The sequence below is a fragment of the Pseudomonas sp. FSL R10-2189 genome, from assembly GCF_009600325.1.
Classification (GTDB): Bacteria; Pseudomonadota; Gammaproteobacteria; order Pseudomonadales; family Pseudomonadaceae; genus Aquipseudomonas; species Aquipseudomonas helleri.
Window position 1 is genome coordinate 95,862 of record NZ_WIVZ01000004.1, and the last position, 21,077, is coordinate 116,938.

The 21,077-nt window shown below is 58.8% G+C and carries 23 protein-coding genes; 12 read left to right on the top strand and 11 right to left on the bottom strand.

Annotation, left to right across the window (positions count from 1 at the left end; translation table 11 throughout):
- The first annotated feature begins 5 nt into the window (after window positions 1-5).
- The 7 genes from GHO32_RS04875 (at window position 6) to hisC (ending at window position 5,962) form a co-directional block, all read left to right on the top strand.
- Window positions 6-656 carry a phospholipid-binding protein MlaC gene (locus tag GHO32_RS04875; RefSeq protein ID WP_123749615.1) on the top strand — a complete coding sequence of 217 codons (651 nt, stop codon included), beginning with the start codon at window positions 6-8 and terminating at the stop codon, window positions 654-656.
- A complete protein-coding gene (locus GHO32_RS04880) occupies window positions 653-958 on the top strand; it encodes a lipid asymmetry maintenance protein MlaB (protein WP_123749616.1) in 306 nt (101 codons plus the stop codon). Before GHO32_RS04875 ends, GHO32_RS04880 begins: the two co-directional genes overlap by 4 nt.
- Before the next feature lie 114 nt (window positions 959-1,072).
- Complete coding sequence (locus tag GHO32_RS04885; protein WP_048368340.1) at window positions 1,073-1,312, top strand: BolA family protein; 240 nt, start codon at window positions 1,073-1,075, stop codon at window positions 1,310-1,312.
- Window positions 1,313-1,335: 23 nt separating this feature from the next.
- Window positions 1,336-2,601 carry a UDP-N-acetylglucosamine 1-carboxyvinyltransferase gene (gene murA, locus GHO32_RS04890; protein WP_048368338.1) on the top strand — a complete coding sequence of 422 codons (1,266 nt, stop codon included), beginning with the start codon at window positions 1,336-1,338 and terminating at the stop codon, window positions 2,599-2,601.
- 179 nt (window positions 2,602-2,780) lie between these two features.
- Window positions 2,781-3,416: an ATP phosphoribosyltransferase gene (gene hisG, locus GHO32_RS04895; RefSeq protein WP_048390272.1), complete on the top strand. Its 636-nt coding sequence runs from the start codon at window positions 2,781-2,783 to the stop codon at window positions 3,414-3,416.
- 162 nt (window positions 3,417-3,578) lie between these two features.
- Window positions 3,579-4,907, top strand: a complete 1,329-nt coding sequence (gene hisD, locus GHO32_RS04900) for a histidinol dehydrogenase (protein ID WP_123749617.1) — start codon at window positions 3,579-3,581, stop codon at window positions 4,905-4,907.
- A gap of 2 nt (window positions 4,908-4,909) precedes the next feature.
- A complete protein-coding gene (gene hisC / locus GHO32_RS04905; protein WP_153333324.1) occupies window positions 4,910-5,962 on the top strand; it encodes a histidinol-phosphate transaminase in 1,053 nt (350 codons plus the stop codon).
- Between the two features lie 84 nt (window positions 5,963-6,046).
- On the opposite strand, the gene algW is transcribed toward hisC, so the two are convergent.
- Window positions 6,047-7,204: a Do family serine endopeptidase AlgW gene (algW, locus tag GHO32_RS04910; RefSeq protein WP_048368331.1), complete on the bottom strand. Its 1,158-nt coding sequence runs from the start codon at window positions 7,202-7,204 to the stop codon at window positions 6,047-6,049.
- A 102-nt stretch (window positions 7,205-7,306) separates the two neighbouring features.
- Here algW and GHO32_RS04915 point away from each other — a divergent pair, with 102 nt between their 5' ends.
- The 3 genes from GHO32_RS04915 to cysN all read left to right on the top strand — a co-directional run bounded on the left by GHO32_RS04915 (window position 7,307) and on the right by cysN (window position 11,155).
- Window positions 7,307-8,065 carry a Nif3-like dinuclear metal center hexameric protein gene (locus tag GHO32_RS04915; RefSeq protein WP_153333322.1) on the top strand — a complete coding sequence of 253 codons (759 nt, stop codon included), beginning with the start codon at window positions 7,307-7,309 and terminating at the stop codon, window positions 8,063-8,065.
- Between the two features lie 264 nt (window positions 8,066-8,329).
- Window positions 8,330-9,247, top strand: coding sequence for a sulfate adenylyltransferase subunit CysD (gene cysD, locus GHO32_RS04920; protein ID WP_153333320.1), 918 nt, complete (start codon window positions 8,330-8,332; stop codon window positions 9,245-9,247).
- Between the two features lie 9 nt (window positions 9,248-9,256).
- Window positions 9,257-11,155 (top strand): sulfate adenylyltransferase subunit CysN, encoded by a 1,899-nt coding sequence (gene cysN / locus GHO32_RS04925; RefSeq protein ID WP_153333318.1) that lies wholly within the window; start codon window positions 9,257-9,259, stop codon window positions 11,153-11,155.
- A 96-nt stretch (window positions 11,156-11,251) separates the two neighbouring features.
- Here the strand turns inward: cysN and GHO32_RS04930 are convergent, their stop codons facing one another.
- Genes GHO32_RS04930 through GHO32_RS04940 form a run of 3 tightly spaced genes read right to left on the bottom strand, consistent with a single transcriptional unit; the run spans window position 11,252 to window position 14,656 of the window.
- Window positions 11,252-12,157: an acyltransferase gene (locus GHO32_RS04930; RefSeq protein WP_153333316.1), complete on the bottom strand. Its 906-nt coding sequence runs from the start codon at window positions 12,155-12,157 to the stop codon at window positions 11,252-11,254.
- A complete protein-coding gene (gene pta / locus GHO32_RS04935) occupies window positions 12,158-14,257 on the bottom strand; it encodes a phosphate acetyltransferase (RefSeq protein ID WP_048368321.1) in 2,100 nt (699 codons plus the stop codon).
- Window positions 14,258-14,317: 60 nt separating this feature from the next.
- The gene (locus GHO32_RS04940; protein WP_153333314.1) at window positions 14,318-14,656 is read right to left on the bottom strand and encodes a DUF3565 domain-containing protein; all 339 of its coding nucleotides are present in this window, start codon (window positions 14,654-14,656) and stop codon (window positions 14,318-14,320) included.
- On the opposite strand from GHO32_RS04940, the gene GHO32_RS04945 reads away from it, so the two are divergent.
- Window positions 14,625-15,110 carry a peptidylprolyl isomerase gene (locus GHO32_RS04945; protein ID WP_153333312.1) on the top strand — a complete coding sequence of 162 codons (486 nt, stop codon included), beginning with the start codon at window positions 14,625-14,627 and terminating at the stop codon, window positions 15,108-15,110. The two genes, GHO32_RS04940 and GHO32_RS04945, sit on opposite strands and share 32 nt — an antisense overlap.
- Window positions 15,111-15,244: 134 nt before the next feature.
- On the opposite strand, the gene GHO32_RS04950 is transcribed toward GHO32_RS04945, so the two are convergent.
- Together GHO32_RS04950 and cysZ are read right to left on the bottom strand one after the other, a co-directional pair.
- Window positions 15,245-16,414: a glycosyltransferase family 1 protein gene (locus tag GHO32_RS04950; protein WP_153333310.1), complete on the bottom strand. Its 1,170-nt coding sequence runs from the start codon at window positions 16,412-16,414 to the stop codon at window positions 15,245-15,247.
- A gap of 151 nt (window positions 16,415-16,565) precedes the next feature.
- On the bottom strand, window positions 16,566-17,321 hold the full coding sequence (gene cysZ / locus GHO32_RS04955; protein WP_123749624.1) for a sulfate transporter CysZ: 756 nt from the start codon (window positions 17,319-17,321) through the stop codon (window positions 16,566-16,568).
- A 311-nt stretch (window positions 17,322-17,632) separates the two neighbouring features.
- On the opposite strand from cysZ, the gene trxB reads away from it, so the two are divergent.
- A complete protein-coding gene (gene trxB, locus GHO32_RS04960) occupies window positions 17,633-18,598 on the top strand; it encodes a thioredoxin-disulfide reductase (protein WP_153333308.1) in 966 nt (321 codons plus the stop codon).
- Between the two features lie 129 nt (window positions 18,599-18,727).
- Here trxB and GHO32_RS04965 read toward each other — a convergent pair whose 3' ends face one another.
- From GHO32_RS04965 to folM, 5 genes are read right to left on the bottom strand one after another with little or no spacing between them, the layout of a single operon-like run.
- On the bottom strand, window positions 18,728-19,069 hold the full coding sequence (locus GHO32_RS04965) for a HopJ type III effector protein (RefSeq protein ID WP_153333306.1): 342 nt from the start codon (window positions 19,067-19,069) through the stop codon (window positions 18,728-18,730).
- A complete protein-coding gene (locus GHO32_RS04970; protein ID WP_153333304.1) occupies window positions 19,066-19,359 on the bottom strand; it encodes a DUF1244 domain-containing protein in 294 nt (97 codons plus the stop codon). Before GHO32_RS04970 ends, GHO32_RS04965 begins: the two co-directional genes overlap by 4 nt.
- Window positions 19,360-19,389: 30 nt before the next feature.
- A complete protein-coding gene (gene folX / locus GHO32_RS04975) occupies window positions 19,390-19,761 on the bottom strand; it encodes a dihydroneopterin triphosphate 2'-epimerase (protein ID WP_048368312.1) in 372 nt (123 codons plus the stop codon).
- A complete protein-coding gene (gene folE / locus GHO32_RS04980) occupies window positions 19,761-20,324 on the bottom strand; it encodes a GTP cyclohydrolase I FolE (protein ID WP_153333302.1) in 564 nt (187 codons plus the stop codon). The genes folX and folE overlap by 1 nt, the downstream gene beginning before the upstream one ends.
- Window positions 20,325-20,346: 22 nt before the next feature.
- On the bottom strand, window positions 20,347-21,057 hold the full coding sequence (gene folM / locus GHO32_RS04985) for a dihydromonapterin reductase (protein WP_153333301.1): 711 nt from the start codon (window positions 21,055-21,057) through the stop codon (window positions 20,347-20,349).
- Window positions 21,058-21,077 lie beyond the last annotated feature (20 nt).

The window sequence follows — 21,077 nt, forward strand, 5'->3', positions numbered from 1 at the left end:
TTAAGATGATTTCTCTCTTGCGCCGTGGCCTGCTGGTAATGTTGGCGGCGGCTTTGCCGATGATGGCGAGTGCTGCGCCGGGTCAGTCTCCCCATGACATCGTGACCGACACCACCACTCGACTGCTGGCTGACCTGTCCGCCAACAAAGAAAAATACAAAGCAAGCCCGACCGAGTTTTACGATGCCCTGAACAACATCGTTGGGCCGGTTGTGGACGTTGACGGTGTTTCCAAAAGCATCATGACCGTCAAGTATTCGCGCAGGGCCACCCCCGCACAGATGCAGCGCTTTCAGGACAACTTCAAGCGCAGCCTGATCCAGTTTTACGGCAACGCCTTGCTTGAGTTCAAGAACGAGGGCATCAGCGTCGGTGACGCCAAGCAACAGACCAATGGCGATAATGTCTCTGTACCGATGACGGTCAAAGGTGCCAATGGTGCGGTTTACCCTGTTTCCTACACGCTGACCCAAGTGGATGGCGAGTGGAAAGTACGTAACGTCATCATCAACGGTATCAACATCGGCAAGTTGTTCCGTGATCAGTTCGCCGATGCCATGCAGCGCAACGGCAATGATCTGGACAAGACCATTGATGGCTGGGCCGGCGAAGTTGCCAAGGCCAAGGAAAAAACCGACGAGAAGTTGAGCCAATGAGTGACGCCGCCATTACCCTGGCTGGCGAAAGCGAGCTGCGCCTGAGTGGCGTACTCGACTATCAGACCGGCCCGCGCTTGCGCAAAGAAGGCCAGGCCTTGATCAAAAAGGCCTTGGCCAAAGCCCTGGTGGTGGATTGCTCGGCGGTCACCAAGTCCAGCAGCGTGGGCTTGTCCCTGCTGCTGTGCTACATCCGTGACGCGCAAACCCTGAACAAGCCAATGAGCATCACCGGTTTGCCCGAAGACATGCGTGAAATCGCTAAAGTTTCGGGTCTGACCGAGTTGCTGGCACATCATTAATAGCCACTTATAAAAAAGCCCCCCGTCAGAGTCCTGTTATACGGGGTTCGCAGGCGCGGGGCTTTTTTGTATGATGGCCGACCCGCGCGCGTTAGGCGCCGATTGAGGTTGAGCATGCAGGCCGTAGAAGTTAAGAGCTTTCTTGAAGAGAAGCTGCCTGAAATCCAGGTAGAAGTTGAAGGCGAAGGCTGCAACTTTCAGCTGAACGTGATTAGTGACGAGCTGGCGGCCTTGAGCCCGGTCAAACGTCAACAAAGCATCTATACCCATTTGAACCCGTGGATCGCTGATGGCAGCATCCATGCGGTGACTATGAAATTCTTCAGCCGCGCGGCCTGGGCCGAGCGCACCTGAGCCCCCTTGGCGTCGAGATTGTTATGGATAAATTGATTATTACCGGCGGTGCCCGTCTTGATGGCGAAATCCGTATTTCCGGTGCGAAGAACTCTGCTTTGCCGATTCTGGCTGCGACCTTGCTGTGCAATGGCCCGGTCACGGTTGGCAACCTGCCGCATTTGCATGACATCACCACCATGATCGAGCTGTTCGGTCGCATGGGCATTGAGCCGGTGATCGACGAGAAGCTCAGCGTCGAAATCAACCCGAACACCATCAAGACCCTGGTTGCACCGTACGAGTTGGTGAAAACCATGCGTGCGTCGATCCTGGTGCTGGGCCCGATGGTTGCACGCTTCGGTGAAGCCGAAGTTGCCCTGCCTGGCGGTTGCGCCATTGGCTCGCGTCCAGTCGACCTGCACATCCGTGGCCTCGAAGCCATGGGCGCCGTGATTGACGTCGAAGGTGGCTACATCAAGGCCAAGGCGCCAGAAGGCGGCTTGCGCGGTGCCAACTTCTTCTTTGATACCGTCAGCGTAACCGGTACTGAAAACATCATGATGGCCGCAGCTCTGGCCAATGGCCGCAGCGTATTGCAGAACTCTGCGCGCGAGCCTGAAGTGGTTGACCTGGCCAACTTCCTGAACGCCATGGGCGCCAAGGTAAGCGGTGCTGGCACTGACACCATCACCATTGATGGCGTTAAAGAGCTGCACCCGGCAACTTACCGCGTGATGCCGGACCGTATCGAAACCGGTACTTACCTGGTGGCTGCCGCTGTGACCGGCGGTCGCGTGAAGGTTAAGGACACCGATCCGACCATCCTCGAAGCCGTCCTTGAGAAGCTCAAGGAAGCGGGCGCCGAGATCACCACCGGCGAAGACTGGATCGAGCTGAACATGCACGGCAAACGCCCGAAGGCGGTCAACGTGCGTACGGCTCCGTACCCGGCGTTCCCGACGGACATGCAAGCGCAGTTCATTTCGCTCAACGCCATTGCCGAAGGCACCGGTGCAGTGATCGAGACCATCTTCGAAAACCGCTTCATGCACGTTTACGAACTGCACCGCATGGGCGCCAAGATCCAGGTAGAAGGCAACACCGCCATCGTCACCGGCACTGAAACGCTCAAAGGCGCGCCCGTCATGGCCACCGACCTGCGTGCTTCGGCCAGCCTGGTCATTTCGGCACTGGTTGCTGAAGGCGACACCCTGATCGACCGCATCTACCACATAGACCGTGGCTACGAGTGCATCGAAGAAAAACTGCAAATGCTGGGTGCCAAAATCCGCCGCGTTCCGGGCTAGTTTTGGGGTTTGGCATCATGGGCACAGGGATCGTGTCCAGCTGCCAGGTGACGTAAGCGCTCCCACGCGTTACCTTACCTGGCCTTGAATCGTTCAAGTCGAGCCTGATATCAGGCTCGATGCATGTCCGGCGCCGATTGCGCCGGGCATAAGTACCCTGATAAGGACTTACGTTTCCCATGTTGACCATTGCACTGTCCAAGGGCCGTATCCTTGACGACACCCTGCCGCTTCTGGCTGAAGCAGGCATTGTGCCGACCGAGAATCCGGACAAAAGCCGCAAGCTGATCATCCCGACCTCCCAGCCGGACGTCCGTCTGCTGATCGTCCGTGCCACCGATGTACCAACGTATGTCGAGCATGGTGCCGCCGACCTCGGTGTCGCGGGCAAAGATGTGCTGATGGAATACGGCGGCCAGGGTCTTTACGAGCCGCTGGACCTTCAGATTGCCCAATGCAAGCTGATGACAGCCGGTGCTGTCGGCGCCGCTGAACCTAAAGGCCGCCTGCGCGTTGCCACCAAGTTCGTCAATATCGCCAAGCGTTACTACGCCGAACAAGGCCGTCAGGTCGACATCATCAAGCTCTACGGCTCGATGGAACTGGCTCCGCTGATCGGCTTGGCCGACAAAATCATCGACGTCGTCGATACCGGTAACACCCTGCGTGCCAACGGCCTTGAGCCACAAGACTTCATCGCCGCCATCAGTTCCCGTCTGGTGGTCAACAAAGCGTCGATGAAAATGCAGCACGCCCGCATTCAAGCCCTGATCGATACCCTGCGCAAAGCAGTCGAGTCTCGACACCGCGGCTGACACACCTGCGCGACCCTGGATCCAGCATCTTTACGTCGCGCCCATCCATCCGTGTAATAGCCAGAAATTTCAGGTACCCACGCGGATGGCTTGGTAGTCTTGCCGTGCCTGATACTTGCATCCCTTAATTCCAAGCAAACGCCCATTACCGAGGCCCTCGCTATGACCGCTCCCACTGCAATTCGCCGACTCAACGCTGCTGACCCGGACTTCGCGCAGCATCTGGATCATCTGCTGAGCTGGGAAAGTGTGTCTGACGACTCGGTCAACCAGCGTGTGCTCGACATCATCAAAGCCGTTCGCGAGCGTGGCGATGCCGCGTTGGTAGAGTTCACCCAGCGTTTTGACGGCTTGAGCGTTAACTCCATGGCCGACTTGATCCTGCCGCGTGAGCGCCTGGAACTGGCCTTGACCCGCATCACCGACGCGCAGCGTGAAGCGCTGGAAAAAGCCGCACAGCGTGTGCGCAGCTACCACGAAAAACAGAAGCAGGACTCCTGGAGCTACACAGAAGCCGACGGCACCGTGCTGGGGCAGAAGGTCACGCCACTGGACCGCGCCGGTCTGTACGTGCCGGGCGGCAAAGCGTCGTATCCATCTTCCGTGTTGATGAACGCGATCCCGGCCAAAGTGGCAGGTGTGGGCGAAGTGGTCATGGTCGTGCCCACGCCGCGTGGTGAAATCAACGAGCTGGTTCTCGCTGCTGCCTGCATTGCCGGGGTTGACCGGGTGTTCACCATCGGTGGCGCCCAGGCCGTTGCAGCGCTGGCCTATGGCACTGAAAGCGTGCCGCAAGTCGACAAAGTGGTCGGGCCGGGCAACATCTACGTGGCCACCGCCAAGCGCCATGTGTTTGGCCAAGTGGGTATCGATATGATCGCCGGGCCTTCGGAGATCCTCGTGGTCTGCGACGGCCTGACCGACCCGGACTGGATCGCCATGGACCTGTTCTCCCAGGCCGAGCACGACGAAGACGCGCAAGCGATTCTGGTCAGCCCGGATGCCGAGTTCCTCGACAAGGTGGCTGCCAGCATCGCCAAACTGCTGCCGACCATGGAACGTGCCGACATCATCAACACCTCGATCAATGGCCGTGGCGCGTTGATTCTGGTGAATGACATGCAGCAAGCCATGGACGTTGCCAACCGCATTGCCCCGGAACACCTGGAGCTGTCGGTGGCAGACCCGCAAGCCTGGTTGCCGCAGATCCGTCACGCCGGGGCCATCTTCATGGGCCGTCACACCTCCGAAGCTCTGGGCGATTACTGCGCAGGCCCGAACCACGTATTGCCGACGTCGGGTACCGCACGTTTCTCGTCGCCGCTGGGTGTGTACGACTTCCAGAAGCGCTCATCGATCATTTTTTGCTCGGAGCAGGGCGCTTCTGACCTGGGCAAAACCGCTTCGATTCTGGCCCGTGGCGAGTCGTTGACCGGCCACGCCCGCAGTGCTGAATACCGGATCATCGCCGACACCGAACAGGGGCAATAAGCATGAGCAAATTCTGGAGTTCGTTCGTTAAAGAGCTGGTGCCCTACGTGCCGGGTGAGCAGCCAAAACTGACCAAACTGGTCAAGCTCAACACCAACGAGAACCCTTACGGGCCATCGCCCAAAGCGCTGGCTGCGATGCAGGCCGAAGTTAACGACAACCTGCGTCTGTACCCGGATCCGAACAGCGACTTGCTCAAGCAGGCGGTGGCCGAGTATTACGGCGTACAGACCAACCAGGTGTTTCTCGGCAACGGTTCTGACGAAGTGCTGGCGCACATCTTCAATGGCCTGTTGCAGCACGACAAACCGCTGTTGTTCCCGGACATCAGCTACAGCTTCTACCCGGTGTACTGCGGCCTCTATGGCATCGAGTTCGACGCGGTGCCGCTGGATGAGCAGTTCCAGATCCAGCCTGCGGACTATGCCAAGCCCAACGGCGGCATCATCTTCCCGAACCCTAACGCGCCGACGGGCTGCTTGCTGGCGCTGGACGCCATTGAGCAAATGCTCGAGGCCAGCCCGGACTCAGTGGTTGTGGTGGACGAAGCCTACATCGACTTTGGTGGTGAAACCGCCATCAGCCTGGTGGACCGCTATCCGAACCTGCTGGTGACCCAAACCCTGTCCAAATCGCGCTCGCTGGCCGGTTTGCGGGTGGGCCTGGCGGTGGGCCATCCTGACCTGATCGAGGCCCTGGAGCGGATTAAAAACAGCTTCAACTCCTACCCGCTGGACCGCATCGCCATCGTCGGCGCGGCTGCGGCTTTTGCCGACCGTGACTACTTCGCACAGACCTGTCAGGCGGTCATCGACAGCCGCGAGCACGTGGTCGGTCAGTTGAAGGCGTTGGGTTTTGAAGTGCTGCCGTCGGCGGCGAACTTTATTTTTGCCCGCCACCCGGAACACGATGCGCCAGCACTGGCGGCCAAATTGCGTGAACAGGGCGTGATCGTGCGTCACTTTAAGCAACTGCGCATCGCCCAGTTCCTGCGCATCAGCATTGGCACGCCTGAGCAGAACGCGGCGCTGATTGAAGGGTTGTCAGATATTTAACTAACGACCTGTAGGAGCGAGCTTGCCTCGCGATCTTTTAAGATCAAAAGATCGCGAGGCAAGCTCGCTCCTACAGAGGGGTGTTTACTTCTCGGTATGCGCCGGCTGTTCTTGCTGTGGCCGCAGGCCCACTTCGGCGGTGAGCTTGAGCTCTTTGCCATTGCGCAAGACCAGAATCGCCACCTTGTCTGAAGGCTTGATGCGGGCCACCTGGTTCATCGAGCGACGACCATCGTTGGCCGGTTCGCCGTCAATGCTCAGGATCACATCACCCAGTTGCATACCGGCTTTTTGCGCCGGGCCATCACGGAAGATCCCCGCGACGACAATCCCCGGGCGTCCATTCATGCCAAACGACTCGGCCAGGTCCGGCGTCAGTGACTGAACTTCAATCCCCAGCCAGCCACGGATCACTTGGCCGTGCTCGATAATCGACTTCATGACTTCCATCGCCAGGTTGATCGGGATCGCAAAGCCAATACCTTGCGAGCCACCCGACTCGGAGAAGATCGCGGTGTTGATGCCGGTCAGGTTGCCGTTGGCATCCACCAGCGCGCCGCCCGAGTTGCCGGGGTTGATCGCGGCATCGGTCTGGATAAAGTCTTCGTAGTTGTTCAGGCCCAACTGGTTACGCCCGGTGGCGCTGATGATGCCCATGGTGGTGGTTTGACCCACACCAAACGGGTTACCAATGGCCAGCGCGATGTCACCGATGCGCAAGGCGTCAGAGCGACCAATGGTGATCGAGGGCAGGTTTTTCAGGTCAATCTTGAGCACGGCCAGGTCAGTTTCAGGGTCGCTGCCGATCATGCGGGCCAGGGTTTCGCGACCGTCCTTGAGCGCCACGACAATCTGGTCAGCACCCGCCACCACGTGGTTGTTGGTCAGCAAATAGCCTTCCGGGCTCATGATCACGCCCGAGCCGAGGCTCGATTCCATACGCTTTTGTTTGGGCGCGTTGTTGCCGAAAAAGCGTCGGAACTGCGGGTCTTCAAACAGCGGGCTGGCGTTTTTGTTCACCACTTTGGTGGTGTACAGGTTGGCGACTGCCGGGGCGGCGCGGGTCACGGCGTCGGCATAGGTCACAGGGCCTTGCTGCACATAACTGGTGCGCGGGGCTTGTTGCAGATTAACGTCCAGCGTCGGCAGGCCAACCCACTCTGGATAGCGTTGAATAATCAGCAAAGCGATAAGCACGCCGGCCAGCAATGGCCAGCCAAAAAAACGCAAAGCCTTGAACATTGAACTTAATCCTGAAGGTTGCAGAGCCACCATGACGGCCCATAATGGCGGCCATTATACGAGTGCCCGAGCGCCTCTGAACGCTATATTTAGGAGTCTTTTATGGCTGTCGCCCTGAGCACGCTGGTAGAAGAAGCAAATCGTTACCTGAACAGCGCTGCAATCAGCGATTACTGCCCCAACGGCCTGCAAGTCGAAGGCCGACCGCAAGTAGTGCGAATTGTGAGCGGGGTCACTGCCAGCCAGGCGTTGCTGGATGCTGCGGTCGACGCTGAGGCCGACCTGATCCTGGTGCATCACGGCTACTTCTGGAAGGGCGAAGACCCGTGCGTCACCGGCATGAAGCAGCGTCGCCTGAAAACCCTGCTCAAGCACGATATCAGCTTGCTGGCCTACCACTTACCACTCGACCTGCACCCTGAGGTGGGTAATAACGTGCAATTGGCGCGGCAACTGGACATTACCGTTGAAGGCCCGCTGGACCCGGCCAACAACAAAGTCGTGGGCCTGGTGGGGTCATTGGCCGAACCGATGACTGCCCGCGATTTTGCCCGCCGTGTCCAGGAAGCGCTGGGTCGTGAACCGTTGCTTATTGAAGGCCGCGACATGATTCGCCGCGTGGGCTGGTGCACCGGCGGCGGCCAAGGGTTTATCGACCAGGCCGTGCTGGCGGGCGTTGACCTGTACTTGAGCGGCGAAGCGTCCGAGCAAACCTTCCACAGTGCGCGGGAAAACGACATCAGCTTCATCGCTGCCGGCCACCACGCCACCGAGCGTTACGGCGTACAGGCGCTGGGCGATTACCTGGCGCGACGCTTTGCCCTGGAACACCTGTTCATCGACTGCCCCAATCCGATTTAAAACTTTGGCAAACATCTGTAGCCGCTGCCGAAGGCTGCGATAAGGGCCGCAGGACCTTCGCTTTTAACCCCAAAAGCAGGGCTGCTGCGCAACCCATCGCAGCCTGCGGCAGCGGCTACAGTGGGCGGGGCGGCCAAACCTGGCGATCTATTCTTAGATCGTTTAGGTCTACTTGGCGCCCTCAATAGAAGTAGGCGCTGTGCTAGCATTCGACCCTCGAACACGGCCCGCAGGCCGTTAATAAGATAGCTTTCGTGAGTAGCCATGGTCGACAAACTGACGCACCTGAAACAGTTGGAGGCGGAGAGCATCCATATCATTCGCGAGGTGGCCGCCGAGTTCGATAACCCGGTGATGCTGTACTCCATTGGTAAAGATTCCGCCGTAATGCTGCACCTTGCCCGCAAGGCATTTTTCCCTGGCAAGCTGCCGTTTCCGGTAATGCATGTTGATACCCAGTGGAAATTCCAGGAGATGTACAGCTTTCGCGACAAGATGGTTGCCGAGCTGGGCCTGGACCTCATCACTCACGTAAATCCTGACGGCGTGGCGCAAGGGATCAACCCCTTCACCCACGGCAGCGCCAAGCACACCGACATCATGAAAACTGAGGGCCTCAAACAGGCGCTCGACAAACACGGTTTTGATGCCGCCTTCGGTGGTGCCCGTCGCGACGAAGAAAAGTCCCGTGCCAAAGAGCGCGTGTACTCGTTCCGTGACAGCAAACACCGCTGGGACCCAAAAAACCAGCGCCCCGAGTTGTGGAACGTCTACAACGGCAACGTCAACAAAGGCGAGTCGATTCGCGTGTTCCCGTTGTCCAACTGGACCGAACTCGACATCTGGCAATACATCTACCTTGAAGGTATCCCGATCGTGCCGCTGTACTTCGCGGCTGAGCGTGAAGTCATCGAGAAGAACGGCACACTGATCATGATCGACGACGAGCGCATCCTTGAGCACCTGTCTGACGAAGACAAGGCGCGCATCGTCAAGAAAAAGGTCCGCTTCCGTACTCTGGGCTGCTACCCGCTGACTGGCGCGGTAGAGTCCGAGGCAGAAACCCTGACCGACATCATCCAGGAAATGCTCCTGACGCGAACTTCCGAGCGCCAGGGCCGAGTCATCGATCACGATGGCGCAGGCTCGATGGAAGATAAAAAACGTCAAGGTTATTTCTAAGGGGTTGTCATGTCGCACGTATCTGATTTGATCAGCGAGGACATCCTCGCCTACCTGGGCCAGCACGAGCGCAAAGAGATGTTGCGCTTTCTGACCTGCGGCAACGTCGATGACGGTAAGAGCACCCTGATCGGGCGCCTGCTGCACGACTCCAAGATGATCTATGAAGACCATCTGGAAGCCATTACCCGCGATTCGAAAAAAAGCGGCACCACCGGCGACGACATCGACCTGGCGCTGCTGGTCGACGGCCTGCAAGCCGAGCGCGAGCAGGGCATCACCATTGACGTGGCGTACCGCTACTTCTCCACGGCCAAGCGCAAGTTCATCATTGCCGATACCCCGGGACACGAGCAGTACACCCGCAACATGGCCACCGGTGCGTCCACCTGTGACCTGGCTATCATTCTGGTGGATGCCCGTTACGGCGTGCAGACCCAAACCCGTCGTCACAGCTTTATCGCCTCGTTGCTGGGCATCAAGCACATCGTCGTGGCCATCAACAAGATGGACCTCAAGAACTTTGACGAAGGCGTGTTCGAGTCGATCAAGGCCGATTACCTGAAGTTCGCTGAAGGCTTGAAAATGAAGCCTTCTAGCCTGCATTTCGTGCCGATGTCTGCCCTCAAGGGCGACAACGTGGTGAACAAGTCCGAGCGCTCGCCGTGGTACACCGGTCAGTCGCTGATGGAAATCCTCGAAACCGTGGAAATCGCGGCCGACCGCAACCTCACCGATCTGCGCTTCCCGGTGCAATACGTGAACCGTCCGAACCTGAACTTCCGGGGTTTCGCCGGTACGCTGGCCAGCGGCGTCGTGCACAAGGGCGACGAGATCGTGGTGCTGCCGTCGGGTAAAAGCAGCCGCGTGAAATCCATTGTCACCTTTGAAGGTGAACTGGAGCACGCCGGGCCTGGCCAGGCGATCACGCTGACCATGGAAGACGAGATCGACATCTCCCGTGGCGACTTGTTGGTGCATGCCGACAACGTGCCGCAGGTGACTGATAACTTCGAAGCCATGCTGGTGTGGATGGCTGAAGAGCCGATGTTGCCGGGCAAGAAGTACGACATCAAGCGTGCGACCAGCTATGTGCCAGGTTCGATTGCCAGCATCGTCAACAAAGTCGATGTGAACACCCTCGAAGAAGGCTCGGCCAGCTCGTTGCAGTTGAACGAGATCGGCAAGGTCAAGATCAGCCTCGACGCACCGATTGCCCTGGATGGTTATGAAAGCAACCGCACCACCGGTTCGTTCATCATCATCGACCGTTTGACCAACGGCACCGTGGGCGCGGGTATGATCATCGCTTCGCCGGTCAGCCACGGCAGCGCCACGCATCACGGCGAGTTGGCACACGTCACTACTCAAGAGCGCGCCCAGCGCTTTGGCCAACAACCGGCGACCGTATTGTTCAGCGGCTTGTCGGGTGCCGGTAAAAGCACCTTGGCCTACGCGGTTGAACGCAAGTTGTTTGACATGGGCCGTGCGGTGTTCGTCCTGGACGGTCAAAACCTGCGTCATGACCTGAACAAAGGTCTGCCACAGGACCGTGCGGGCCGTACCGAGAACTGGCGTCGTGCTGCCCACGTGGCGCGTCAATTCAACGAAGCCGGCTTGCTGACCCTGGCAGCTTTCGTCGCGCCGGATGCTGAAGGCCGCGAACAGGCCAAAGCCCTGATCGGTGATGACCGCTTGATCACGGTGTATGTACAGGCATCGCCTGCGGTCTGCGCCGAGCGTGACCCGCAGGGCCTGTATGCAGCGGGTGGCGACAACATCCCGGGCGAATCCTTCCCGTACGACGTGCCTTTGAATGCAGACCTGGTGGTCGACACTCAAGCGCTGACCATCGAAGAAGGCGTCAAGCGGGTGCTCGACCTGTTGCGTCAACGCGGCGCAATTTAAGCCGCGATTAAAAAAGCCCGCCACCGAGCAATCGGTGGCGGGCTTTTTGTTGGGTGTGGAACTGAGGCAGGACGCATCCCCAAAAGCGGCGGTGCCTTAGGCCTTGGGGTATTCCCGATGCAATTGCTCCAGCAAGCGGTCCTTGTCTTCCCACAGCTGGTTGATCCAGCTCTGAAACGCCAATTTATAGGCCGGGTCCTGGTCGTAGTTTTTGCCGATGAACTCCGCCGGGATTTCCAGCTCTTCAAACACCACCACCACGTCCCGCACGTTGCCACATAGCAAATCCCAATACCCCGGGCGTCCACCAGGGTAATGAATCGTTACGTTGACGATGGACTTTAACTGTTCGCCCATCGCATCCAGCACGAAGGCAATGCCGCCGGCTTTAGGTTTGAGCAGGTAGCGGAACGGCGATTGCTGTTCAGCGTGTTTGCCTTCGGTGAAGCGTGTGCCTTCGACGAAGTTGAAAATGCCCACCGGCTGGTTTTTGAACTTGGCGCAGGTTCTGCGGGTGGTCGCCAGGTCGGCGCCTTTCTTTTCCGGGTGTTTGGCCAGGTACGCCTTGGAGTAGCGCTTCATGAACGGGAAGCCCAACGCCCACCACGCCAGCCCGATCACCGGCACCCAGATCAGCTCTTGCTTGAGGAAGAACTTCAGCGGGCGGATACGTTTGTTGAGCACGTATTGCAGCACCATGATGTCGACCCAGCTCTGGTGGTTGCTGGTCACCAGGTACGAGTGCTCATAGTCCAGCCCGTCGAGCCCCTTGATGTGCCAGCGGGTTTTGCCCAGCAGGTCCATCCAGCGTTTGTTGTTGCCGACCCAGGCTTGGTGAATGTGTCGCATCAGTTCGTCGGTCACCCGTTGCGCAGGCTTGAACGGCAGGCACAGCTTAAAGATCGCGACCACAAACAACGGCGTGCAACACACGATGGTGTTGATCGCCAAGAACAATGAAGCAATGACGCCGCGTAACGGCGCAGGCAGAAAATCCAGCATTTACACATCCATAGGTCGGTTGGCGGCTTGAATCGCCGTCAGGGCGATGGTGTAGACGATGTCGTCCACTTGCGCACCACGGGGCAGGTCGTTCACCGGTTTGCGCAGGCCTTGCAGCATCGGGCCCAAACTCACGCAATCAGCGCTGCGCTGCACGGCCTTGTGAGTGGTGTTGCCGGTGTTCAGGTCGGGGAAGACAAACACCGTCGCACGGCCGGCCACCTGGCTGTTGGGCGCCAGTTGGCGGGCCACTGTTTCGTTGGCCGCAGCGTCGTACTGCAACGGGCCGTCGATGAGCAGTGCGCGCTGGGCTTCATGGGCGAGGAGGGTGGCTTCACGGACTTTTTCGACCTCTTCGCCGCTGGCCGAGTCGCCGCTGGAGTAGCTGATCATGGCCACACGCGGGGTGATGCCGAACGCTGCGGCCGAGTCAGCGCTTTGCAGGGCAATTTCTGCCAGCTCAGTGGCCGACGGGTGCGGGTTCATCACGCAGTCGCCATACACCAGCACCTGTTCCGGGAACAACATGAAGAACACCGACGACACCAAGGTGCAGCCCGGCGCCGTCTTGATCAGTTGCAGGGCAGGACGGATGGTGTTGGCCGTGGAGTGGATGACCCCGGAAACCAGCCCGTCGACCTCGTCCAGCGCGAGCATCATGGTGCCGATCACCACCGGGTCTTCCAGTTGCTGCTCGGCCATCGGCGCATTGATGCTTTTGGTTTTGCGCAGGGCCACCATCGGTTCGACATAACGGCCACGAATCACATCCGGGTCGAGAATCTCCAGCCCCGGCGGCAGTTCAAACCCATGGGCCTTGGCCACGGCGTGAACTTCTTCAGGCTTGGCCAGCAGCACGCAACGGGCGATACCGCGGGCCTGACAAATGGCGGCGGCCTGCACGGTCAAGGGCTCGCTACCTTCGGGCAAGACGATGCGCTTGTTGGCGTGCTGGGCGCGCTGGATCAATTGATAGCGGAACACCGCAGGCGTGAGGCGCATCTCCCGTGGCGTGCCGCAACGCTGGTGCAGCCAGTGCGCGTCGAGGTGGCTGGCGACAAAATCAGTGATGATCTCTGCGCGCTCGCGGTCATCGATCGGGATTTCTTTGTTGAGCTGATTGAGCTGGTTAGCGGTGTCGTACGAGCCGGTGCTCACCGATAGCACGGGCAGACCGGCTTGCAAAGCTCCACGGCACAGCTCCATCAGGCGCGGGTCGGGTTTGGTGTCGCTGGTCAACAGCAGGCCCGCCAGCGGTACGCCATTCATGGCGGCCAGGCTGACGGCCAGGATGATGTCATCGCGGTCACCGGGGGTTACCACCAACACGCCGGGTTTGAGCAGTTGCAGCGTGTTCAGCACGGTGCGGGCGCAGAGGATGATCTTGGACATGCGCCGGGTTTCATAATCGCCCGCATTCAGTACCTGCGCGCCGAGCAACTCGGCCACGTCACGGGTGCGCGGGGCATTGAGTTCGGGCTGGTACGGAATGCAGCCCAATAGCTTGAAGTCGCCGGTCCGCAGTAACGGTGAGTGCTCCTTGAGACGCGCTGAAAACACTTCCATGCTTTCGTCGGTTTTCACCTTATTAAGGATCACGCCGAGCACTTTCGGGTCTTTCGGCCCGCCGAACAGCTGCGCTTGCAGCTCAACCCGGCCGGAGAGCTCGGTCAGCACTTCGTTTTCCGGGGCCGACACCAGAATCACTTCTGCATCCAGGCTCTTGGCCAGGTGCAGATTGACGCGCGCCGCGTAACTGGCGGTGCGCGTGGGCACCATGCCTTCAACAATCAACACGTCTTTGCCAACGGCGGCTTGCTGATAAAGGCTGATAATCTCTTCGAGCAACTCATCGAGCTGGCCGTCGCCGAGCATGCGCTCAACGTGGGCCAGGCCCAAGGGCTGTGGCGGCTTGAGGCCGTGGGTACGCGCCACCAGTTCGGTCGAGCGTTCAGGCCCGGTGTCGCCGGGGTGCGGCTGGGCAATGGGCTTGAAAAAGCCGACTTTCAAGCCTGCACGCTCCAGAGTACGAACCAGGCCGAGGCTGATTGAGGTCAGGCCCACACCAAAATCAGTGGGGGCGATAAAGAAAGTTTGCATGCGAGCTTCCTGACGTAGCAGTGCAAGAGCAACACTCGATAAACGAGCCATGTGCTGGAATCAATTGCCAAGGTTAACGCTATCAGCCTCCTGAGCACACCAGCCACAACGAAAGGGCTGGCCTATTTTTTTTGCCCGCTGCTCAGGGTCCAGCACCCAGGGGCGTGACTGCCAGGGCGGTTGATGGCGCTGATGCTGGGTGTGGCAACAGGAGAGCACAACAACCCAGTGCTGCTCTTCATCTTGGCGCCAGCCAATGATTGTTGAGGTTTTCAAAGTTATCCGTTGGTCTTGGTTGTGTTCGCTTTCGTGCGAATGCTTGGTTAAACTTGCGAACTCATTATTATTTTGCAAAAGGTCTCGCCCCATGACGATCGCCGCCAACAAGGCAGTCTCCATCGAATATACCCTGACCAACGACGCTGGTGATGTCATTGACAGTTCTGCTGGCGGCGCTCCGCTGGTTTACCTGCAAGGCGCGGGCAACATCATTCCGGGTCTGGAAAAAGCCCTCGAAGGCAAAAACGTCGGTGACGAGCTGAAGGTTTCCGTTGAGCCAGAAGACGCTTACGGCGAGTACTCCGCTGAACTGGTCAGCACCTTGAGCAGCAGCATGTTCGAAGGCGTTGACCAACTGGAAGTTGGTATGCAGTTCCACGCTTCCGCGCCGGACGGCCAAATGCAAATCGTGACCATCCGTGACCTGGATGGCGACGACGTAACCGTTGATGGCAACCACCCGTTGGCCGGTCAGCGCCTGAACTTCGAGGTCAAGGTTGTTGCTGTACGTGACGCGAGCGAAGAAGAAGTTGCTCACGGCCACGTGCACGGTGAAGGCGGTCATCAGCACTGATACCGGCTACTACGCTCACCTGTGAGCGAGTAGAGAAAGGCGCCTGTTGGCGCCTTTTTTGCGCCTTTAAGTTATGTCATCAGCGCTCTGAACGATTGTTGATTGACGATCGCGCGGCACAGGTCAGGGCGGATTTATTCAGGTAGCGGCAGCGAGCCGGTCTGGCTTTGGCAGGCGCGCTGCAACTGGTTTTCGAACTGTTCGATAATTTGCGGCCAGCCCTGGCGACAGGCATGGTGGCGCGCATTCAGACGCACGGTGCGCAGGGTTTCCGGCTCTTCAAGGAGCCAGGCGGCAGCGTCGACCCAGGCATACTCATCCCCTGGCATAGCCAACACACCGTTGTAGCCGTGACGAATATGCTGGCCCGCAGCAGCGGCGTCATAAGCCACAACGCCCAGCCCTGAGGCCAAGGCTTCGAGCACCACATTGCCGAACGTTTCGGTCATGCTCGGGAACAAAAAAACGTCGCCACAGGCATAGTGGCGGGCCAGGTCTTCACCGGACTGAGCGCCACAAAAAAACGCATCCGGCAGCGAGGCTTCCAGTGCGGCCCGTTTGGGCCCGTCACCGACGATGATCAGCTTGAAGCGGCGCCGTGGGTAGCGTTCCTGCAAGGCTTCCAGGCAGCGCTTGAGCGCACCCAGATTTTTCTCGGGTGCCAGGCGCCCCACATGCAGCAGGGCAATATCGTCTTCGCCCAGGCCCCAGCTCTGGCGCAAGGCGCTTTGGCGTTTCGCCGGGTTGAACAGTCGGCTGTCGACCCCGCGCTCCAGTAATTCCAGGCGATCGAAATGCCGGCGCTGCAGTTCAAGCCGCTGGCTGGCGCTGGGCACCAGGGTCAACGCCGAGCGATTATGGAACCAGCGCAAGTACTGGGTCAGCAGCCGGGTAAATACCCCCAGGCCGTAAATGCTGGAGTAGTGCTGGAAGTTGGTATGAAAACCGCTGACCACTGCAATACCCAGTCGGCGTGCCACGCGCAGCGCACACAACCCAAGCGGGCCTTCGGTGGCGATGTACACCACGTCCGGGCGTTGTACTTGCCAGCGCTTCATCAAGCGACGGGTGGAGGCCATGCCCCACTGCAGTCCCGGATAACCGGGGATAGACCAGCCCCGGCACAGCATCACCTGATCGTTACTGCGTTGATTGCCATCGCAGGTCTGACGAGGGCGCACCAGCTCCACATGGTGATCGCGAGCGCGCAGGCCATCAAACAAACGCCCAAGGGTGTTGGCCACGCCATTTATTTCTGGTGGAAACGTTTCGGTGATCAGGGAAATATGCAGGGCAGTTGTCATGGCACCAGTCTCAACGTGATCTGTGTCGGCTACGTGTCAGCCAAATGATGAATTTATGGCGACTGATCCGTAGACAGCGTGGAGACAGCTTAGGTGCAATAAGGCTCTCAGCGTTTTTAATGCAGCGCTGAGAGCCGTGATTTTTATCCCTTCATGGCTTTTTCACGGTCAAGGCTTCTTCGCCCCGTTCACGCACCCAAAACAGCGTTGCCCCGGCCACAGCGGCAGGCATCATCAGCAGGTTGACCACGGGCACCAGCAGTACCAGATACACCACCCCGCCAAAGCTCAGGCTCTGCCAGCGTTTCTGGCGCAGCCAGGCGAGCATCTCGTTCCAGCCCAGTTTGTGGTTGTCGGCTGGGTAGTCGATGTACTGGATGGCCATCATCCAGACCCCGAAGATCAGCCACAACGGCGCGGCGACCAGGTTGACCACGGGCACAAACGACAAAATCAGTAAGGCAATGGCGCGGGGCAGAAAGTAGCCCAGCTTACGCATTTCACGGGCCAGTGTGCGGGGCACCATGGCGATCAGTTCGCCCCAACTGAAGGGCGGCGAGTTATCGACCCCGCGTACCACGGCTTCGACTTTCTCCGAAAGAAACCCGTTAAAAGGCGCGGCGATAATGTTGGCGAACATAGTGAAGGTGAAAAACACCATCAGAATGAGCAACACCACAAACAGCGGCCATAACACGTAGTTGAGAAAGCTCAGCCAACTGGGCAGCGTCGGCATCAACGTGTCGACCCACAGGCTGAACTGATGCCCGGCGAAGTAAATCAGCCCGACAAACAGCACCAGGTTGATCAGCAGCGGCAACAGCACAAATAAACGCAGGCCTGGGCTCAGGACCAGCTTCAGGCCTTCACGCAGGTACTGCGGGCCAGATAGAACAGGGGCGGGCATAGTGGGCTCCGGGCAGTGGAAAATCGGCCGACCTTATCGGCTTTACGCACAGGGCGAAAGCCTGGAGGCGGATTCGACAATAACTGTAACAAAGACGTCCAATGATGAATTTGAGCACATAGAGGGCTGCTATGAGCTGGATTGTTAATGCGTATTTCCTTACTCTCAGCGGCCTATATACGCTGCACCTACATTTTTCAGGACCTGCGGGTCACAGACCTGGCCTGAGCAGGTGAGCGGTTTCTTTTTATTCCAGCCGGTAAAGCGGCGTTCCGCCCCGATTTCGACACGGGCGGCCATAGGAGTGAGTCATGTCTGAAGTACGTCATTCGCGTGTGATTATTCTGGGTTCTGGCCCTGCCGGTTACAGCGCTGCCGTTTACGCTGCCCGGGCTAACCTCAAACCACTGCTGATCACGGGCATGCAGGCGGGCGGTCAACTGACCACCACTACCGAAGTCGACAACTGGCCCGGCGATGTACACGGCCTGACCGGCCCGGTCCTGATGGAGCGCATGCGTGAACACGCCGAGCGTTTTGAAACCGAGATCGTGTTTGATCACATCAACGCCGTTGATCTGAAAAACAAACCGTTCAGCCTGATCGGCGACAGCGGCACTTACACCTGCGACGCGCTGATCATCGCCACCGGCGCCAGCGCCCGTTACCTGGGCCTGCCGTCTGAAGAAGCCTTTATGGGCAAGGGCGTGTCGGCCTGTGCAACCTGCGACGGTTTCTTCTATCGCAACAAGCCGGTAGCAGTGGTGGGTGGCGGCAACACGGCCGTTGAAGAAGCCCTGTACCTGGCCAACATCGCGAGCAAAGTGACCTTGGTTCACCGCCGCGAAACCTTCCGCGCCGAGAAGATCCTGATCGACAAGCTGAACGCCCGCGTGGCTGAAGGCAAGATCGAGTTCAAATTGAACGCCACCCTGGACGAAGTGCTGGGTGACAACATGGGCGTGACCGGTGCCCGCCTGAAAAACAACGACGGCAGCTTTGACGAAATCAAAGTAGACGGCGTGTTCATCGCCATCGGCCACACCCCGAACACCTCGCTGTTCGAAGGTCAGCTGGAACTCAAAGACGGCTACATGGTGGTCAAGGGCGGCCGTGAAGGCAACGCCACTGCGACCAGCATCGAAGGCGTGTTTGCGGCAGGCGACGTGGCTGACCACGTTTACCGCCAAGCCATCACCTCGGCCGGTGCCGGCTGCATGGCAGCACTGGACACTGAGCGTTACCTGGACGGCCTGCAGAACGCTGAGTTCAAGTAATCCGTAGTGCCTGAAAAAACCGGCTTCGGCCGGTTTTTTTGTGGGCGTAGAACCTGTAGGAGCGAGCTTGCCTCGCGATCTTTTAACGGTCAAAAGATCGCGAGGCAAGCTCGCTCCTACAAGGCTTTTTTACGCCTTGAGCGTCAGCGGCTGGGCATGGAATGTAACCCCGCCCAGGCCGTGGCTGATCAGCGCGCGGATGTTGCCGTGGTCGGTGCCTTCGGGCGTCGCCAGTACCGAGCGATAGTGCTCGCCGAACGCCAGCAGCGCTTCTTGATCGCTGAACCCTTCGAGCAGGGCCAGGCCCAAGGTCTTGCACGAACCTTCGTTTTGCCCGGCCGCGTTCTCGACGCCGCCGTTGTTGAAAGCCTGCGGCTGGTAATCGTACTGCGCGGCGACAAACGCAAGCGTGTCGGCAAATACGTGTTCGCCGCTGTTGAGGCTGGCGCGCAGGGTGTTCAAATCAGTCATTCGTGTTTTCCTTTGGCAAACGCCGCTACTTGTTCGGCGCTGGCTTCTTTCTGGTAAAGGGATTTCCATTCGGCGTACGGCATGCCGTAGACCACTTCACGGGCGTCATCGAGGTTGACCTCGATCTGACGTTCATCTGCCGCGGCCTTGTACCACTTGGACAGGCAGTTACGGCAAAAACCCGAGAGGTTCATCAGGTCAATATTTTGTACGTCTTTGCGGCTGTCCAGATGCGCGACAAGGCGGCGAAAGGCGGCAGCTTCAAGTTCAAGTTGTTCTTGGGGCGTCATAAGATTTACCTGGGTTCAGTGGGCTGTAGCTTAGCGGCATGCCGCCAGCGTAATCGACACCGATTCAGCAAAGCGCAGGGCGTGGGGCTTGTCGACCTCGACTTCGGCGTACTGCACGGCGGTGTTGCTCATCACCAGGTCGAGCAGTTCCTGGGTCAGGCGCTCAAGCAGGGCGAAGCGGTTCTCTTCGACGTGCTGAATCACCGCCTTGGTGATGGTCCGGTAATTCAGGGCGTGATCGATGTCGTTATCCCGTACCGCTTCTTGCGCGGCATACAGGATGGTGAGGTTGATCAAGACATCCTGCTTGTTGAGGATCTCGTCTTCATTAATCCCGATAAAAGTGCGCAGACGCAGGTCTTTGACACGGATGCGGGCCGTTCCTGGCTGAAGTTGTGGCATTACGACTTGCTCCGTCCAATCAATTGCAGGAACTCCATGCGGGTGCTGCTCGACTCGCGGAACGCGCCAAGCATGACCGAGGTGTTCATGGTCGAATTCTGTTTTTCTACACCGCGCATCATCATGCACATGTGCTTGGCTTCGATTACCACGGCAACGCCCGCCGCCTGGGTAATGCTCTGAATGGCGTCGGCGATTTCCCGGGTGAGGTTTTCCTGGATCTGCAGGCGACGGGCGAACATGTCGACGATGCGGGCGACTTTCGACAGGCCCAATACTTTGCCGGTCGGGATGTAGGCCACGTGGGCCTTGCCAATAAAGGGCAGCAGGTGGTGCTCGCACAACGAGTAAAGCTCGATGTCAGCGACGATCACCATTTCATCGCTGTCTGAGGCAAACAGGGCGCCGTTGACGATTTCCTCAACGCTCTGGGCATAGCCGTGACACAGATACTGCATGGCCTTGGCGGCGCGTTTCGGGGTGTCGAGCAGGCCTTCACGCTCAGGGTTTTCACCGAGGCCGACCAGGATCTCGCGGTAATGCTCAGGCAATGATGTGCTCATGAAATACTTCCTCGCGGACGTCTTACTTAACGTGTCGTCCGCCGTTGACGGTCAAGGTGGTGCCGGTCACGTACGGGTTATCCAGCAGGTAGCGCAGGCTTTGGTAAATCACCCCGGCGCCGGGCTCAATGCCCAAGGCTGACTTGGCCAGGGCGTTGGTGCGGTACGCCGCGTCGTCGTCTTGGTTGAACATCAGCAAGGCCGGGGCGATGCCGTTTACTTTGATATGGGGCGCCAGTTTAGCCGCGAATGACAGCGTGAGGCTGTCGAGCCCGGCTTTGGTGGCGCAATAGGCAATGTGCTTGCTACTGCCTTTGCGGGTCACGTCATCGCTGATATGCACGATGTCGGCCGGGCTTGAGCGCAACAACAATTCGCTGCAATGCAGGTTAATCAGATACGGGGCGAGCATGTGCACGCTGAACATCTGGGCAAAGGCGCTGGTTTCAGTGCCAGGCGTCTCTGCCAGCCACGCCGAGGCGTTATGGACGATAGCCCGCAACGTGTCGGTGTGGGCTTTAAGCCGCTCGATAAAGTCGAGAATGCCGCCTTCACTGGAAAAGTCGGCATACAACGTGGTCGCCCCCAGCTCGCGCAACGCCTGCACGCCGGGCTTTTCGCTGCGATAGCTGATGATGACGGGATAACCGTCAGCCAGCAGTTGCCGGGCACAGTGCAAACCAATGCGCTGGCCAGCACCAGTGATCAGGATCGGGGCAGAAGACGTGGGCATGACGGGCTCTATGCGAAATA

Bases quoted from the DNA above. Each gene is read 5' to 3' on its own strand.
- GHO32_RS04875 (WP_123749615.1), top strand. From the start codon at position 6: ATGATTTCTCTCTTGCGCCGTGGCCTGCTGGTAATGTTGGCGGCGGCT.
- GHO32_RS04880 (WP_123749616.1), top strand. From the start codon at position 653: ATGAGTGACGCCGCCATTACCCTGGCTGGCGAAAGCGAGCTGCGCCTG.
- GHO32_RS04885 (WP_048368340.1), top strand. From the start codon at position 1,073: ATGCAGGCCGTAGAAGTTAAGAGCTTTCTTGAAGAGAAGCTGCCTGAA.
- murA (WP_048368338.1), top strand. From the start codon at position 1,336: ATGGATAAATTGATTATTACCGGCGGTGCCCGTCTTGATGGCGAAATC.
- hisG (WP_048390272.1), top strand. From the start codon at position 2,781: ATGTTGACCATTGCACTGTCCAAGGGCCGTATCCTTGACGACACCCTG.
- hisD (WP_123749617.1), top strand. From the start codon at position 3,579: ATGACCGCTCCCACTGCAATTCGCCGACTCAACGCTGCTGACCCGGAC.
- hisC (WP_153333324.1), top strand. From the start codon at position 4,910: ATGAGCAAATTCTGGAGTTCGTTCGTTAAAGAGCTGGTGCCCTACGTG.
- algW (WP_048368331.1), bottom strand. From the start codon at position 7,204: ATGTTCAAGGCTTTGCGTTTTTTTGGCTGGCCATTGCTGGCCGGCGTG.
- GHO32_RS04915 (WP_153333322.1), top strand. From the start codon at position 7,307: ATGGCTGTCGCCCTGAGCACGCTGGTAGAAGAAGCAAATCGTTACCTG.
- cysD (WP_153333320.1), top strand. From the start codon at position 8,330: ATGGTCGACAAACTGACGCACCTGAAACAGTTGGAGGCGGAGAGCATC.
- cysN (WP_153333318.1), top strand. From the start codon at position 9,257: ATGTCGCACGTATCTGATTTGATCAGCGAGGACATCCTCGCCTACCTG.
- GHO32_RS04930 (WP_153333316.1), bottom strand. From the start codon at position 12,157: ATGCTGGATTTTCTGCCTGCGCCGTTACGCGGCGTCATTGCTTCATTG.
- pta (WP_048368321.1), bottom strand. From the start codon at position 14,257: ATGCAAACTTTCTTTATCGCCCCCACTGATTTTGGTGTGGGCCTGACC.
- GHO32_RS04945 (WP_153333312.1), top strand. From the start codon at position 14,625: ATGACGATCGCCGCCAACAAGGCAGTCTCCATCGAATATACCCTGACC.
- GHO32_RS04940 (WP_153333314.1), bottom strand. From the start codon at position 14,656: ATGGAGACTGCCTTGTTGGCGGCGATCGTCATGGGGCGAGACCTTTTG.
- GHO32_RS04950 (WP_153333310.1), bottom strand. From the start codon at position 16,414: ATGACAACTGCCCTGCATATTTCCCTGATCACCGAAACGTTTCCACCA.
- cysZ (WP_123749624.1), bottom strand. From the start codon at position 17,321: ATGCCCGCCCCTGTTCTATCTGGCCCGCAGTACCTGCGTGAAGGCCTG.
- trxB (WP_153333308.1), top strand. From the start codon at position 17,633: ATGTCTGAAGTACGTCATTCGCGTGTGATTATTCTGGGTTCTGGCCCT.
- GHO32_RS04965 (WP_153333306.1), bottom strand. From the start codon at position 19,069: ATGACTGATTTGAACACCCTGCGCGCCAGCCTCAACAGCGGCGAACAC.
- GHO32_RS04970 (WP_153333304.1), bottom strand. From the start codon at position 19,359: ATGACGCCCCAAGAACAACTTGAACTTGAAGCTGCCGCCTTTCGCCGC.
- folX (WP_048368312.1), bottom strand. From the start codon at position 19,761: ATGCCACAACTTCAGCCAGGAACGGCCCGCATCCGTGTCAAAGACCTG.
- folE (WP_153333302.1), bottom strand. From the start codon at position 20,324: ATGAGCACATCATTGCCTGAGCATTACCGCGAGATCCTGGTCGGCCTC.
- folM (WP_153333301.1), bottom strand. From the start codon at position 21,057: ATGCCCACGTCTTCTGCCCCGATCCTGATCACTGGTGCTGGCCAGCGC.